General features: G+C 69.1%; 12 protein-coding genes. 10 read left to right on the forward strand and 2 right to left on the reverse strand.

Annotated features, from left to right (window positions below; translation table 11 throughout):
- Nucleotides 1–122: 122 nt before the first annotated feature.
- Nucleotides 123–1424, reverse strand: coding sequence for an HNH endonuclease signature motif containing protein (locus BHE97_RS05585; RefSeq protein ID WP_087623022.1), 1302 nt, complete (start codon nt 1422–1424; stop codon nt 123–125).
- A 209-nt stretch (nt 1425–1633) separates the two neighbouring features.
- A complete protein-coding gene (locus BHE97_RS05590) occupies nt 1634–6175 on the reverse strand; it encodes an FtsK/SpoIIIE domain-containing protein (RefSeq protein ID WP_170931285.1) in 4542 nt (1513 codons plus the stop codon).
- Nucleotides 6176–6304: 129 nt separating this feature from the next.
- Between BHE97_RS05590 and BHE97_RS20065 the strand changes: the two genes are divergently transcribed.
- The 10 genes from BHE97_RS20065 to BHE97_RS05640 all read left to right on the forward strand — a co-directional run bounded on the left by BHE97_RS20065 (nt 6305) and on the right by BHE97_RS05640 (nt 15087).
- On the forward strand, nt 6305–7069 hold the full coding sequence (locus tag BHE97_RS20065; protein ID WP_170931286.1) for an SAF domain-containing protein: 765 nt from the start codon (nt 6305–6307) through the stop codon (nt 7067–7069).
- Between the two features lie 79 nt (nt 7070–7148).
- Nucleotides 7149–7928, forward strand: coding sequence for a hypothetical protein (locus tag BHE97_RS05600; RefSeq protein ID WP_087623024.1), 780 nt, complete (start codon nt 7149–7151; stop codon nt 7926–7928).
- Complete coding sequence (locus tag BHE97_RS05605; protein WP_087623025.1) at nt 7928–9235, forward strand: ATPase, T2SS/T4P/T4SS family; 1308 nt, start codon at nt 7928–7930, stop codon at nt 9233–9235. Before BHE97_RS05600 ends, BHE97_RS05605 begins: the two co-directional genes overlap by 1 nt.
- Nucleotides 9232–10101, forward strand: coding sequence for a type II secretion system F family protein (locus tag BHE97_RS05610; RefSeq protein ID WP_087623026.1), 870 nt, complete (start codon nt 9232–9234; stop codon nt 10099–10101). The genes BHE97_RS05605 and BHE97_RS05610 overlap by 4 nt, the downstream gene beginning before the upstream one ends.
- The gene (locus BHE97_RS05615) at nt 10098–11006 is read left to right on the forward strand and encodes a type II secretion system F family protein (protein WP_087623027.1); all 909 of its coding nucleotides are present in this window, start codon (nt 10098–10100) and stop codon (nt 11004–11006) included. Before BHE97_RS05610 ends, BHE97_RS05615 begins: the two co-directional genes overlap by 4 nt.
- An 18-nt stretch (nt 11007–11024) precedes the next feature.
- On the forward strand, nt 11025–11237 hold the full coding sequence (locus BHE97_RS05620) for a hypothetical protein (RefSeq protein WP_087623028.1): 213 nt from the start codon (nt 11025–11027) through the stop codon (nt 11235–11237).
- A gap of 4 nt (nt 11238–11241) precedes the next feature.
- Nucleotides 11242–11640, forward strand: a complete 399-nt coding sequence (locus BHE97_RS05625) for a TadE/TadG family type IV pilus assembly protein (RefSeq protein ID WP_236757537.1) — start codon at nt 11242–11244, stop codon at nt 11638–11640.
- A gap of 20 nt (nt 11641–11660) precedes the next feature.
- Nucleotides 11661–12035: a TadE/TadG family type IV pilus assembly protein gene (locus BHE97_RS05630; RefSeq protein WP_236757538.1), complete on the forward strand. Its 375-nt coding sequence runs from the start codon at nt 11661–11663 to the stop codon at nt 12033–12035.
- The gene (locus tag BHE97_RS05635) at nt 12032–12433 is read left to right on the forward strand and encodes a pilus assembly protein TadG-related protein (RefSeq protein ID WP_087623030.1); all 402 of its coding nucleotides are present in this window, start codon (nt 12032–12034) and stop codon (nt 12431–12433) included. Before BHE97_RS05630 ends, BHE97_RS05635 begins: the two co-directional genes overlap by 4 nt.
- 11 nt (nt 12434–12444) lie before the next feature.
- Nucleotides 12445–15087: a hypothetical protein gene (locus BHE97_RS05640; protein WP_140399982.1), complete on the forward strand. Its 2643-nt coding sequence runs from the start codon at nt 12445–12447 to the stop codon at nt 15085–15087.
- Nucleotides 15088–15296: the final 209 nt, after the last annotated feature.

Raw genomic sequence — 15296 nt, forward strand, 5'->3', positions numbered from 1 at the left:
CCACGGTGCGCCACCCCCGTGGGCGCTCCGCTGTGGGGCGCCTCCTTGGGCGGAGTCCTTGGGGATGGCGGAGCATCCCACGGATGCGGCGCTCGCAACGCCGCCCCTACTGGCGTGACGGTCTAGGCGACGAGGGGTCGGTAGCGGGTGTTGCGGGTGGGCGCGGTGGATCCGGGTGGGTGGAAGTCGGGGAGCCGGTCGCGGGGATTGATGACGACACGCCATCTGCTGTGGTGGATCTTGTGGTGGTGATGCGCGCAGAGCAGGACCCCGTCGTCGACGCTGGTCGGTCCGCCTTCAGACCAGGGCCTCACATGGTGGGCTTCGCACCATGACGATGGTCTGTCACAGCCCGGGAACGCACATCCCCCGTCCCTCAGGGCAAGGGCTCGGCGTTGTTTTTCGGTGTGGAGTCGCCCGCTGCGGCCGAGGTCGAGGGGTACCGAGTCGCCGCCCATGATCACGGGGAGGATGCCTGCTTCGCAGGCGATCATCCGTAGCTGCCCGGCGGAGATGTGGGTGCCGTGGTCGGTGACTCCGGCCTGATCGGTGCGACCGCGTAGGGCGTCTTCGGTGACGGTGACCATCAGGGTGGCGGCGACGCCGCCGTGGTTGCCGTAGCCGTCCTTGGGCAGGTGCCGCAGCACGTCGCAGAACGCGCGGCCAAGCTTCTCGGGGTACGACGGTTGGTCGACGACCTCGTCAACCAGGGCTGTCTCGGGGCCTTGGCTGTCAGGGGTGCCGCGGTAGCGCGGGGAGGTTTTGGATTCGAGGACGGAGCGGAGGATGTCGCCGGTGAACGCGTCGATCTCGAATCCACCTTTGACCATGCCGTCGTCATCGGGACGGGTCATCCAGAAGCTGGCCTTGCGCCGTGCCGTCTGTTCCTGGCGGGTGAGGGTGCGGTCTTCGATCGTGTCGGCGCGGGGCTTGTCGACGATCTCGACCGCGCGGCGGGCTTTGCGGCGCAGTTGTTCGAGGCTCATGCCGGGTGCCGCCTCAGCGAGATCGCGTTCGACGACACCACGGTCGGCCGTGGACAGGTCGCGAGGAAGATCGTCCATCGCGCGAGCCACGACGTGTGCCTTGTCGGTGGACATGCCGGGCTTGGTGAGCTGTTCGGCCAGCACCGGCGCAGTCTCGAGACGTTCGGCGAGCTGGCGCTGACGGACAGCGTCGCGTCGCGTGATGCCCGAAGTCTCGGCGATCAGAGCATCCATCGAGGGCGCGGAGGTCTGCTCGTGCGCCTTCTGGCGCGAGCCCTCGGCCGTGACCGCGAGCAGGAACGCCTGCACCTCACGCAGAATCGACTGCCCCACCCGGTGAGCCTCCACGAGCTCGGCCGCATCCAGCTCGACGAGCTGCGCCCGTGCAGCAGCGATCGCGGCCGGACCACCGGCCAGACGATCCACCACCACGCTCATCGGAACCTCCACATATGTCGAACTGATGTTCCCATCATCGCAGGTCCCACTGACACGTCCAGCGACTTTCCACAGGACTGAGTGTGAAGGGGGGGAGCACTAGCGACAATGTCGGTCGTCTCAGACGCAGATAACCGGCGCGTCGATGACATCGAACACCTCACGCGCAACCCAGGAGTAGCGCCCAGCGCCTTCTCACGGGCCGAGACTCAGGGCTGCGGCACCTGGACCCACCGGAATCCGGTGGGGGTGGCCAGCAGCCCTCGCCCGATCGGCACCGAGGCACCGACGGAGCGCGGGAAGCGCGCATTCACGACATCGCCGTCGTTGGCCGCCCGCGGTGCGAGCACCAAGCCGGTCCGGCCCCGTTTGAGATCGGCGGGCAGGCCGCGGTAGGAACTCGCCAGCTCATCGATGCCGCCGGCGACGATCATGGCATTGGGGGAGTCGCGCATCCCCGTCAGCGTCTCGGAGAGGAACTGCGCCAGCGGCGAGTCCGCACCGAGCACGTCGAGATCGTCGACGACGACGAGATGGTGGGTCCGCAGACCTGAGACCACCTGACGGATCTCCTCGATCGACTCCTGACCGGTCATCAGCCGGTAGCGTCGTCCCTCGACTTCTCGCAGGGCCGAGATGCGAGGGGCGAAGGCCACGACCTCGCGACTCTGCGATAGATGGTGCTCCACCGCGACACGCAGAGACGTGCTGCGTCCCGAGCGTGGTGGTCCCGCCACGAGGAAGCCCGGACCCGTGACGAGGGGGTCGAACCCCACCAGCGCGAGGGTGTCGCCCCCGACACCGATGGGGACGAAGGTCGGGCTGTCCTGGGCCGGGGTCCGCTCGAGCTGACGCGCCTCCTCGAGGCTGATCGCCACGGGCAGCTCGTCGATACGCTGCGGACGCTGCGCCCGCGGGATGTCCGGATGGCGCTCCGCCGCCAGCCGTCCGATCTCGTGGAGCGCCCGGACCTGTGCGGTGCCCTCACCGCTCGCATCGAGCATGGCGAACTGCAGCTCCTCGGGTCGCTCGCCGCCCCGGAAGCCACGACCTGGCGGCATCGAGGAGGGCACTGCGCGGGCCGCCAGCCCGATCGCCGAGAAGTCGCTGGCATCGCTCATCGAGAGCATGATCCGGTCCTCCACGAGCAGGGCGATCCGACCGAGCACTCCGCTGCGATCCGCGCCGATCACGAGCCGGATACCGGCTCCGACCCCCTCTTGCAGCAGGCCCACGAGTCGCTCGACCAGGACGCCGCCGTCGAGGGAGTCGAAGGCGCTCACATAGCCCTCGAGGCGGTCGAGCACCACGACGAGATAGGGGAGACGCTCCTCGGGCGGTACCGCCGCGCGCTGCTCGGTGACATCGGCGAATCCCTGGCTCGCGAGTGACTGCTGACGGCGGGTGAGCTCGCGGCCCAGGAAGTCGAAGAGCCGGTACAGGCGGTCAGTCTGCGTGCGGGTGATGACCGCGCCCACATGCGGCAGTGAGACCAGTGGCAGCAACGCGTTATTGCCGGCGTCGATGCCGTAGACGTGGACATCGGCCGGTGAGTGTGTCCGTGCGATCGAGGCGGCTATGGTCCGCAGCGCCCAGGATCGGCCTGAACGCGATTGTCCGGCGATCATCAGATGGCCGCCGCGCACCAGATCCCAGGTGGCCGTTCGCTGCTCCTGGCGGTGCGGCACGTCGGCGAGGCCGAAGACGATGGCCTCCGGATCGGCCGGCGCGGAGTCGTCGAGATCGTCGAGGGTCAGCGTCTGCGGGAGCGGCGGCAGCCACGGCTTGCGCATCTCGGGCAGCCCGAGCCGTTCGTTCGCCGCGGTGACGGCGCGCACAAGGGTGGTGAGATCGGTCGGGATCGTCGCGTCCTCCTCGGCCTCGGCCGACAGCGGGGCCAGGGCGCGCAGATCGCCCAGCCCGAACGCCCTCGAGACCAGTTCTGGACGCTCGTCGCCCGCAGGACGTCCGCCGACCCGCGAGCTCTGGAAGGCGATCAGCGAGGAATGTCCGAGCCGGGCGTAGGCACGGCCGGGGAAGGACTTGGGGATCTCGGCGGCGACCTTCGACTCGATGACGTCCTCGGAGTCATTGGCATCGGTGACGCGCAGGGCGATCCGCAGGTTCGTATTGGACTTGATCTCGGCGTTGACGACGCCGGCCGGTCGCTGGGTCGCCAGGATGAGGTGTACGCCGAGCGAGCGACCGCGTCGGGCGACGTCGACCAGCCCGTTCACGAAATCCGGGAGCTCGGCCACCAGAGCGGCGAACTCGTCGATGATGATGAGCAGGCGCGGCATCGGCTCGTCATCGGGGCCCTTGGTTGCCAGATAGTCCTCGATGTCCTTGGCATCGGCCCGGGCCAGCTGATGCTCGCGTCGCCGCAGTTCCGCGCCGAGAGACTCCAAGGCGCGGGAGGTCAGATGGCCGTCGAGGTCGGTCACCATGCCGACGGTGTGCGGCAGATGCTGGCAGTCCTTGAAGGCCGCTCCGCCCTTGTAGTCGATGAGCACGAAGTTGAACTCATCGGGCCGATTGCCGACACTCAGCGAGGCGATGATCGTCTGCAGTAGCTCCGACTTGCCGGAACCGGTGGTGCCGGCGACGAGACCGTGCGGGCCGTCGGCACGGACATCGATGGTGAAGGGCCCGTCGAGTCCTTCGCCGATCACCGCGCGCGTCGTGCGACCGCCTCCGGACCAGCGGCGCGCGAGCGACTCGCCATCGGGCTGTGGCATCCCGAGCACGTCCAGTAGCCGGCTCGCGGCGGGCAGGGACGAGCTCAGGTCCTCGGTGCTGACATCGCGGATGGGTGCGAGCGCCCGGCCGAGCCGGTCGAGCCAGGCCTCGTCGACGACATCGCGGCGGATACCGTCCAGATGCCGCTCAGCGGTGGTCTGCAGGTTGGCCAGCGGTCCGTCGATCTCGACGACCGAGCGACATTCCTCGGGCAGCTCGCGCGGGGTGCGGTCCAGGCAGATGAAGTAGACGTTGACGAAAGCGCCGGACTTGAGCAGCGAGGTCATGCCCGGTGCCATGCGCAGCTCGCGGGCGCCGTCGAGCACGACCACGATGGACGGCAGACCCTCCCGCTCGTCGGTGTCCAGCTCCTTGCGGCGCTCGACCTCGGCGGTGAGCTCGCCGATCATGGCCGCGCGATCGTCCTCGTCATGCGCGAGCCGGACCGGACGGGGATGATCGTCCCCGGCGCGCTCGTGCGGCAGCCACTTGGTCCACTCCCAGGACGCCGCGCGCGCCGACGAGGTGAAGATCCACAGCCGGGCATCCGTGGGGGAGTGCAGCGTCGCGATCTGGGCCAGCAGCCACGACGTGGTGCGGTGCACGTCCGCCGTCTCGCCGGCGATGCCGAGGACCGCCGCGGTGGCGAGCGGCACGGCGACCGGAACGTCCGGTGCCGTCCAGCGCAGCGGTCCCTCGTGCTGTTCGCGGGTGGAGTCCTTGACGATCACATCCGAGGCCACATCAGAGGTGCCCACACGCAGCACGAGGAAGTCCGGATCCCACCGGCGCCGCTCCCAGAGCCGAGCACGCGGTCCGGTGGCGAAGAGCAGTACGGAGGCAGGGTCGGGATACAGGCTGCGCCGCTGCGAACGCTCATCGAGCAGTGAGGCGACCGCGGCCTCCTCGACATCCGCGCGGCGTCGATGGAAGTCCGCGAGCTGATCGAGGTAGCGGCGTTTCTGCTGCCGACGCGAGCCGGTCATGTTCAGCAGCATCATCATCGGCATCATCACCATGAACATGAGCGAGTACATCGACCGCGTCACGAAGAACATCGTGCCGCTCATGAGGATCGGCGAGAGCACCATGATGATCGGGATCGGCATCTTGTCCGGGCGGCGTGGCTCGGTGGGGAGCTTGAACTCGCGGACGCGCTCGGCCGGATGCAGGCGGGGCGGACGGTTGTAGTCCAGCTCGGGGGAGGAGGCGGCCGGCGACAGCGAGGCATCGGCCGTGGTGACCGGCACATGGTCGAGCAGGACGTCCCCGATGCCGAGCACGGCCCCGGGCTCCCAAACCCTGCTCTCCGTGAGAGGACGGCGTTCCAGCCGCACCAGCGGGAGCGGTGCCGTCGGATCGACGCTCTCACCTCGTTCGAGGATGCTCTCGGCATTCTTCTTACGGCCGAAACGGCGCCGCTTGCGAGTCGTGACCGTGCTGGCGCTGAGCATGATCGGCTCCGTCGCGGGCTCGCGTCGGAAGGGGACCGTCATCTCCTCATCGATCGCGGCCGGATCCGGGGTCACGAGGATGTCCCCACGGGGGCCGACCTCGAGCCGGGCAGCGATCTCGGGCCCCTCCGCGAGACGGATCGTGGCGTGTGCGGCGCTGCCGATCGTCGAGGTGCCGATGCCGAGGCGGTAGACCCGCCCGGCTCCGATACCCGAGCTGATGCGGATCTCCACGACGCCGTCCGGCTCCTCGCCGCGATGCGAGCTCGGCCCGCCGAGGCCGAGGACGGCACCGTGACGCACACCCGAGGTGGTGATCGGCTCGTCGGGGTCGAGACGGCGGTCGCCGAGGTAGAGACCTCCCTGCGGCGACGATGGAGACCCTGGACGCTTGGACGTGAGCTCCACGACATTGCTGAGATCGGCATGGCGTCGACCTTCGAGCACCTCGTGCAACTGGGTTTCCAGGTCCGCGACGGTGCTGGAGGGGGTGTAACCCACGATGACGTCGCGCCGCTTCCGGCTCGACGCGGACTCCGCCGTGATGAGCAGGCGCATGGCGCACAGCCTACGCGGGTGGGGCATGTGACGAATGCCGATGTGCCCGCGTCATCGCGCGCTATTACACTCGCCATTGCGGTTGCGCGTCGTGACCGTCGTACTTTCACGTCAGAGGGGGAGCACCGCGTGGCTACTGACACCCGGTCCACGGGGACGTCCGTCGACGATCGTCAACGCGAGCGCGCACAGCGCGGTATCGGCTCGCGCAGCCAGTCCAAGGCCGATGGCCGCCCTGCACCGCCCAAGCGCCGCCGGCCGGCCATCGCCGTCATCGGCGTGCTGCTCATCGTGGGTGGCGCGGCGCTCGCCGGCCTCCTCGCCCTGCGCATGGACTCCCGCGACCCGGTCGTGGTGCTGAGCACCGATGTTCCCGCGGGGACGCAGATCTCCACCGACATGCTGGCGCAGACGAATGTCGCCAGCGATTCGGGTCTCCTGATCCCCGCGGGCCAGGTGGACGAGATCGTCGGCACCTATGCCAAGACGGCTCTGTCGGAGGGACAGCTGCTCGATACGACGATGCTGGTCCAGTCCTCGCCCTTCTCCGGCGATGTGGCTCAGGTCGGCGTCACGCTCGCCCCGGGCCGGGTGCCGGTCGGCCTGCGGTCCGGTGATCTGGTCCGCGTCGCACGGCTCGGCGACGGGCAGAGTCCCGTACGGCCGCTGGCCACCGCGATCGTGCTGCAGACCTCGTCGGGCGACGGGGGAGGCGGCCTGGCCGGAGGCGGTGAGGCAGGAGCGACCGCGAGCCTGCTCGTCCCGAGTGGGGCCGCTGACGCCGTGGTCGATGCCGCCGGCAATGATGTCCTCGGTCTCTCGCTGATCGAACGCGGACTCAGCCCCGAGGAGGACGCCGACCGGCTGGACACGCTCGGAGGTGACGACGAATGAGCGAGCGCAGCGAGCGAACGATGAGGGCCTTCTCATGGCGCCATCGGCCTAGTGTGCGTTTTTTCCAGGCGGTGACGGCATGAGCATCGTCACGCTCGTCTCGGCCAAGGGATCACCCGGTGTGACGACGCTGGCGTTGTCCCTGGCCCAGGCGTGGGAAGGCGCGGCGATCGTCGCCGACCTCGATCCTGTGGGCGGCGATATCGCGTTGCTCGCCCGCACACCCGAAGGCCGCGCACTCGATGACTCGATCGGTCTCGTCTCCCTCGGCGCCGCCCTGCGCCGTGGCACCGATCTCGACCTGGGGGAGCATCTGGTGCCGACCTCGATGGGCGTCGATGTGCTGCTCGGAGCTGAAGGTCCGGCACAGGCGCAGAGTCTCGGTCCGGCCTGGCCGCACCTCCACACACCCCTGCAGCGTTTCGAGGGCACGGTCATCGCCGATGGCGGACGATTCACCGCCGGCTCGCCGGTGGCCAGCGTCCTGGCCAATTCGGCTGCCAACGTCTTCGTCGCCCGGGCTGACGTGCCGGGGATCGCCCACATGCGCGAGCGACTCGTGCGGATGCAGCGCTCGGCGGGGATCGACGAGGGGCCGCGAGCACCGACCGGCGTGGTGCTCGTGGGCGACGCCCGAGACCGGCACGGCGAGGAGGACGTCGGCCGGTTGCTCGACTCCGAAGGCGTCCGCGCCACCGTGCTCGGCACGGTGGCCGATGAGCCCAAGTCGGTTGCGATGATCGCGCAGGGACTGTCGCGCCGACTCGCGCGCACCGAGTACTTCCGTTCGGTGCGGGCTGTAGCCGGGCGCCTGCTCGAGCTGACCGGCGACCGGGCCCAGCAATTGCAGGAGGCGTGATGGACCAGCAGCTTCTGCGTCGTCTCCGCGAGGAGGTCGCCGACGCGCTGTCGAAGCAGCGCCGCGAGGACGCCGCCTCCGGTCTCCCTCCCATGAGCAGCGAGGACGAACGCCAGTTCGCGCGGGCCCTCATCTCGCGGGTGCTCGAGGCCCATGCGCGCGCCGAGATCGCCGCCGGCCGATCTCCGATGTCATCGGCCGACGAAGCAGAGCTGGCCGACGGCATCCATGCCGCGCTGTACGGCGTGGGCCGCCTGCAGCCGCTGCTCGATGACCCCGAGGTCGAGAACATCGACATCAACGGCTACGACAATGTCTTCGTCGGCTACGCCAACGGGGACGAGCGCCGGATGCCTCCGGTGGCGGACAGCGATGACGAGCTGATCGAGCTGGTGCAGGTGCTCGGCGCCTATTCGGGCCTGACGAGCCGCCCCTTCGACACCGCCAATCCGCAGCTCGACCTGCGGCTCCCCGACGGCAGCCGCCTATCGGCCGTCATGGGCGTGACCCAACGGCCGGCGCTCTCGATCCGCCGCGCGCGGATCGGGCGGGCGAGCCTGGACATGCTGGTCGAGAACGGCACCATGACCCCGCATCTGGCGTCCTTCCTCTCCGCCGCGGTGGCAGCGCGGAAGAACATCATGATCGCCGGTGCCACCAATGCCGGTAAGACGACCCTCCTACGGGCCCTCGCCAATGAGATCCCCGCCCAGGAGCGCCTCATCACGGTCGAGCGGGCGCTGGAGCTGGGCCTCGGCGAGTTCGCGGACCTCCATCCGAATGTGGTGGCCTTCGAGGAGCGTCTGCCCAACTCCGAGGGGCTCGGTGCCATCGGCATGGCGGAACTGGTGCGCCGTTCGCTGCGCATGAACCCCAGCCGGGTCATCGTCGGTGAGGTGCTCGGCGATGAGATCGTGACGATGCTCAATGCGATGAGCCAGGGCAATGACGGTTCGCTCTCCACAATCCATGCGAATTCCTCGCTCGAGGTCTTCAACCGCATCTGCACCTATGCGATCCAGTCCGCGGAGCGGCTTCCCGCCGACGCCACGATGATGTTGATCGCGGGAGCGATCGACTTCGTGATCTTCGTCGAGCGTCGCAATGAGTACGCGACCGGCGGAGGACTGCGACGCCTGATCACCTCGGTGCGCGAGGTCAACGGTGTCGACGGCCGGGTATTGTCGAGCGAGGTCTTCGCCGAAGGGCCCGATGGGCTCGCGGTGCCGGCCGCCGCCGTCAGCTGTGTCGACGAACTGGAGCTCCACGGCTACCGTCCTGCCTACTACGAGGAGCAGACGCTGTGAGCTGGCTCCCGGTCCAGCTGCTGGCGATCATCGTGCTCGGTGCGGTGATCGGCCTCGGCGGGCTGCTCGTCTGGTGGGGCCTGCAGGAACACGACGAACGACGGGTGGTCAAGGCGCCGTCCTCGCTCGGGCCGCGGCTCAAGGCCCTCGGCACGCGCGGGCCGATCGCGATCGGCGCGGGTCTGCTCGCCCTGGTGCTGACCCGCTGGCCGGTGATGGCCGTTGCCGTCGGCCTGCTGGCCTTCTTCGCGCCGCTGCTGTTCGGCGGGCTGCGGGCCGAGCGCCGGGCGATCGCCCGGCTGGAGGGACTCGCCGGCTGGACCGAGTCGTTGCGCGACACCATCGCGGGTGCCGTCGGCCTCGAACAGGCGATCCCCGCCACCGCCTACGCCGCCGCACCATCCATCGCCCCGCAGCTGCGGACCCTCTCGGACCGGCTGCGCGTCCGCACACCCCTGCCGGTCGCCCTGCAGGAGTTCGCCGACGACCTCGACGATCCCAGCGCCGACATCATCGTGGCGGCCCTGATGCTCAACTCGCGGCTGCGCGGCCCGGGTCTGCGCGAGGTGCTGACCTCGCTCGCGGCATCGGCTCGCGAGGAACTGGAGATGCGTCGCCGCATCACCTCGGGACGTGCCTCCACCCGCCGCAGCGTGCAGATCGTCGTCGGTGTCTCGGTCGCCTTCGTGCTCGGACTCGCGGTCTTCAACCGCACCTATGTCGAGCCCTACTCCACTCCCATCGGCCAGCTGGTGCTGGCGGTGGTGGTCGGGCTCTTCGCGATCGGCTTCGCCTGGATGCGCCGGCTCTCGGACTTCCAGCTGCCGGATCGCTTCCTGCTCGGCAAGGCGGGAGCCGGCCGATGACCCTCATCCTGCTCTCCGGCGCGCTCGTCGGTCTCGGTGTGCTGCTGCTCGTCAGCCGCCGGCCGGCCTTCTCCACCTCGGCCGCCGTCCAGCTGGCCCGCCTGGACGCCGACCGCAACCGCTCGCGTCGCGACGCGGTCGCCGACAGGCTCGCCGACCGCCAGTCCGAGCGCGCCCGGCGCATCGGTGTGCGGATCAACGCGTGGATGGCTACCCGGGGTTACGAGCTGCCCAAGGGGATGCGCGCGGACCTCGCGGTCACCGGCCGCACGCTGGAGACCCACCTCGGTATGACGGTCCTGGCGGGCGTCGCGGGCATCTTCGCCCCGGCAGTAGCGCTCTCACCGGTGATCCTCCTCGGTGGCATGGACCTCTCTATCCCGCTGTGGGGTGCGCTCTTCGGCTTCGTGCTGGGTGTGGTGGTCAACCAGCTCCAACTGTCGTCCACGGCGAAAGAACGACGCCAGGACTTCCGGCACGTCCTCAGCTCCTTCCTCGACCTCGTCTCGATGAGCCTCGCGGGCGGCCGAGGCGTGCCCGAGGCGCTGAAGGGAGCCTCCGAGCTCAGCGACAGCTGGGCGATGGTGCTCATCCGCGACACCATGGGACGCGCCCGATTACAGGGCATGACCCCGTGGGCCGCGCTCGGAGACCTGGGCGATGAGCTCGGTGTCGAAGAGCTCCGCGACCTCGCCGCGGCTCTCGCCCTGGTTGCCGAGGACGGCGCCAAGGTGCGCGAGTCGCTCACCGCCCGGGCGGCCTCGATGCGCCAGCGCGAGCTCGCCGATGCCGAGAGCCAGGCCTCGGCCAAGTCCCAGTCCATGCTCGTGGCACAGCTGCTGCTGTGCGCGGGCTTCCTCGTCTTCCTGATATACCCCGCGCTCGCGGGCATTCTCGGGCTGTAACCCCCTCAAGGAGAGATCATGATTCAGCATCGGATCGTTCTACAGTTTCTCGTCACACTTCTCGGACTGCACTATGAGCGAGCCCGTTCGAAGGAACGCGGGGCCTCCGCGGTGGAATGGGTGATCATCGCCGCCATTGTTGTCGGACTTGTGGGCATCATCGCCGGTATCCTCGTGCCTATCATCCGCGGTAAGGCGCAGGAGGTCGGTAACGAGATCGAGGGCTCCTGATCTCGTGATCAAGCAGCGGCGACGAGAGGACGAACGGGGGGTCAGCGCGATCGAGCTGGTCCTCTACATGCCGCTGCTCATGCTCGTGATCGTGCTGGCCGTCCAGTTCTCCCTCGTGTACCTCGCGCAGTCCGCGGCCTCCTCGGCAGCCCGCGAGGCCGCTCGGGTGGCTCGCGTGACCGGTGACCCCGACCAGGGGATACAACGCGGCAATGAGTTCGCCGCCGACCTCGGTGGTGGCACCCTGCGCGATATCGAGGTGACGGTCGAGATCGTCGACGGCACCAGCATGCGCGCGACCGTCACCGGCCGCGCCAACCAGCTGCTGCCCTATGAGATCGCCCCCCGGGTCTCCGAATCCTCCGAGGGCCGGATCGAGCAGTTCGAACAGGACACCCCATGAGTCGGCACGAAAGGGGCTCGATGTCGGTCGAGGTGGTACTGGCCATCCCGATACTCGTCATGCTGATGCTGCTCGTTGTCGCCGGTGGACGTTACGTCTCCGTCAAGGCCGATATCGAGTCCGCCGCCCGTGACGCCGCCCGCGCGGCCTCCTTCGAACGCGATGCCTCCTCGGCTCGGGCAGCCGCCATCTCCGCGGCCGAACGTGCCGATAACAATCTCTCGCGCTGCGAGCTCGAGCGCTTCGGCGGCAGCTTCGTCGCCGGGGGACAGGTCGACATCACCATCTCGTGTCTGGTCAGCAATACCGGTCTGGGCATGATCGGGCTTTCGGGCGAACGCCGCTTCACCGGCCAGTCCAGTGCGCCGATCGATCAGTACAGGAGGACCGGATGAGGGATGAGCGAGGGGCCGCCTCGGTCTTCGTGGTCGGCATGTCCGTCGTCCTGCTGTTGTGTGCCGGTCTGGCGATCGACGGCGGTGTCGGCATCAATACCCGGATGCGCGTGGCCGACGATGCCGAGCAGGCTGCCCGTGCTGGCGCGAATGCCGTCGACGTGGCTCGCCTGAGATCCTCCGGTGTTGTCTCGATCGACCCGGTACAGGCCCGCCAGGCGGCCGCAGGCTTCCTCGCAGGGCGTGGTTACAGCGCCGGCCAGTACAGCGTCTCCGTGGACGGCACGGAAGTCTCGGTTGACGTGCGAGACTCGACCGACACGATCATCCTCTCGATCATCAACATCGACTCCTACCCGGTGAGCGCCGGAGCGACCGCCGTCGCCGCCATGAACTGATGGGTTACCCGATGGACGACAAGACGACACACGACACCGCCCCCGACGCGTCACGATTCGAGCGACTCGTCGACGATCGGCCGGTCCACGAGCCGTCCCCGCGTGAGAAGGCCTTCTCGGCGGTCGGCCTGCTCGCACTCGTCATCGGGTTGCCGGTGCTCCTGCTCGTGCTGGGCGCCCCGCCGCCGATCCCCACGAGTGTGCCGTCGCTGGGTGATTTCGCCCGGCAGTTGGGCGTGGAAGACCTGATCACGGTGCTCGTCGCGGTGGTGTGGCTGGTCTGGCTGCTGTTCATCGTGTGCGTCGTGATGGAGATCATCGCGGCGCGGCGCGGAGGCCTCGCCTCACGCGTCCCCGGTGCCGGACCGTTGCAGCATCTGGCCCGCATCCTGGTCGGTGGCCTCCTGGTGACGGGTCTCGTCGCCGGTCCGGCCCAGGCGGCCACCGCCGTCGATACCGCTGCTCAACCGACGGTCGCCGCCAGCGTGATGGCCGAACAACAGCTCGACCTCGTCGAGGACGTGCCGGAGGCACCGGTGGCCTCGGCCGACGACAGCCTGGTCGGCAAGAAGGTCTACACCGTCCAGGCGCCCGTCAACGGATATCACGACAATCTCTGGGATATCGCGGAGCGGCATCTCGGGGACGGCTTCCGCTACAAGGAGATCTACGAGCTCAACAAGGATCGGCTGCAGCCCGACGGCGGCCGCCTGGAGCTCGCCCGGCTGATCCAGCCTGGGTGGGATTTCATCATGCCCGAGGACGCATCGGGGCTTGAACGGGTAGCCGCTCCCAGCGCCACACCAGCGACGGCGGATGTACAAGGGGCGGACCAGGCGTCGGCGACCGCCGCCGACGCTGCCGACTCCTCCACCGCCTGGTGGACCGGTGCCGGCCTGCTCGCCGCCGGGGTGCTCGGTGCTGTTGCGGTGGCGCGACGCTCCGGTATCGGGCGCCGTCCCGATGACGATGCACTCGACACGGAGGCGCTGCTGCGCGTCGCCGCGAGCCAGGCGAGATCGGCCCTGCTGGAGGCCGCCCTAGCCCAGCTTGCCCGGGCCGCGGAGAGCCAGGGAAGCACGCTGCCGTCCGTCTATTCGGTCACCGTCGATGACGAGAACGTCGACCTGCGCCTCGCCCCGGCGATGCCGGAGGCGCTGCCCGGCTGGGAGGCGCATGAGGGCGGTGAGCGGTGGCGGTACGTGGCGGAGGACCGCCGCGAGCTCGAGCCCGGCACCAGCCCCTATCCGGCCCTCGTCTCGCTCGGTCTCGACGACCTGGGCCGTGACGTCCTCATCGACCTCGAAGCGGCGGGAGGCATCGTCTCCGTCGGAGGCGATGATGCCCTCGCGGCACAGGTCACCAATGCGATCGCGGTACAGGCCGCCACGTCGCCCTGGTCGGGGTCGATGGTGGTCGTCGGAGCTGGGCTGCCGGACGGCCTGCAGGCCCTCGATGACGAACGGGTGACGCTCACGGATGATCTCGCGTCGGTGGTCGACGAGGTCGCCCATGTGGTCGGTGCCGAGGGCGAGCCGCTCGTGGGCCGCACGTCCCGTCGGCCGCTCGGCTCCTCCTATCTCATCGCATCGTCGTATCCGCTCTCGGAGGATGTCGCCGCCACGATGGGGCGCCTGACCGGTGGAGAGCGTCGCGCGGTCTCCATGGTGACCGTCGGGGACCATCCGGCAGCCCGTTGGCGCCTCAGCATCGACGAGAACGGCACGTTGAGCGCGCCCCAGTTGGGCATCACCGTGAGTGCGCATCGCCTCTCCGAGCGGGAGGTCGCCGGGGTGCTGGAACTCGTGTCCGCCGCGCGGGAGACCGATCGCGGCCTGGGTGGCGATGACGACCGGCTGCCGGTCTCCGAGCCCCCGCGTCGGGTGGATGCCGCGGCCTGGGCTGCGGCGCAGCAACGCGTCATGCTCCTCGGTTCGGTCGAGGTGGCCGGTGCCGATGGGCCGACGGACGGACGCAGCGAGTTGCTTGCCGAGATCCTCGCGTACCTCGCCCTCCACCCGGGAGGAGTCCATCCCACGGTGCTGGCCGGGGCGGTCTGGCCGCGCGGGATATCCGCCGATGTGCGCGATGCCAATATCGAACGCGCGCGTCGCTGGCTGGGCACGGATGCGCAGGATGCCCCTCTGCTGGCCGAGGATGCCGACGGCCGTCTGCTGCTGGGTCCGGAGGTCGTGCTGGACTGGGATGCCTTCCGCACCCTGGTGCGCGACGCGCGTCGTGCCGCGAACGCGCGCGACGAGATCGATGGTCTGAAGCGTGCGCTCCATATCGTCCGAGGGGTTCCGCTGCGCCACGCTGGTCCCGGCACCTACGCCTGGGCGCACCGCGAGGGCACCGTGCACGAGATGACGGCGCTCATCGTCGACTCGGCGGAACGTCTGGTCGAGCTGCTCGGAGACGATGGCGACCCCGACGGTGCCATCGCAGCAGCCGAGGTCGGCTTGGGCCTGGTGCCCGCCCATCAGGGCTTGTGGCGCGATGTCATCCGCCAGCGACACGCGCGCGACGGTGCCGGGGGAGTGGCAGCCGCGGTCGCGCGTCTCCGTGAAGCGCTGGGCGGCGAGCCGTTGGAGGCCCCCACCGAGGAGCTCATCGCCGAGCTGAACCCGCGCCAGCACCTCGACCTCGCCTGAGTCGGGCTGAAGGCATCACTGACGATGATATGCTGTAGGACCCTCACGGTCGGACTTGACCTGCGGCGAGATGTATCCGCAGTTCACTCGCTAAAGACGCGATCGGTCGGTTCCATTGAGAGAGTGCTTAGGGCGTTGCTTCATGGAAATGCAAGATTGCCTAGTCGGTCGATAGCTAGGCGCATGAGCGATATTTGACTATTGCGTGA

The organism is Aeromicrobium sp. PE09-221 (genome assembly GCF_002174305.1).
Taxonomy (GTDB): domain Bacteria; phylum Actinomycetota; class Actinomycetes; order Propionibacteriales; family Nocardioidaceae; genus Aeromicrobium.

Coding starts and splice junctions, on each gene's coding strand:
- BHE97_RS05585 (WP_087623022.1), bottom strand. CDS start 1,424: ATGAGCGTGGTGGTGGATCGTCTGGCCGGTGGTCCGGCCGCGATCGCT.
- BHE97_RS05600 (WP_087623024.1), top strand. CDS start 7,149: ATGAGCATCGTCACGCTCGTCTCGGCCAAGGGATCACCCGGTGTGACG.
- BHE97_RS05590 (WP_170931285.1), bottom strand. CDS start 6,175: ATGCGCCTGCTCATCACGGCGGAGTCCGCGTCGAGCCGGAAGCGGCGC.
- BHE97_RS05615 (WP_087623027.1), top strand. CDS start 10,098: ATGACCCTCATCCTGCTCTCCGGCGCGCTCGTCGGTCTCGGTGTGCTG.
- BHE97_RS05635 (WP_087623030.1), top strand. CDS start 12,032: ATGAGGGATGAGCGAGGGGCCGCCTCGGTCTTCGTGGTCGGCATGTCC.
- BHE97_RS05640 (WP_140399982.1), top strand. CDS start 12,445: ATGGACGACAAGACGACACACGACACCGCCCCCGACGCGTCACGATTC.
- BHE97_RS05620 (WP_087623028.1), top strand. CDS start 11,025: ATGATTCAGCATCGGATCGTTCTACAGTTTCTCGTCACACTTCTCGGA.
- BHE97_RS05630 (WP_236757538.1), top strand. CDS start 11,661: ATGTCGGTCGAGGTGGTACTGGCCATCCCGATACTCGTCATGCTGATG.
- BHE97_RS05605 (WP_087623025.1), top strand. CDS start 7,928: ATGGACCAGCAGCTTCTGCGTCGTCTCCGCGAGGAGGTCGCCGACGCG.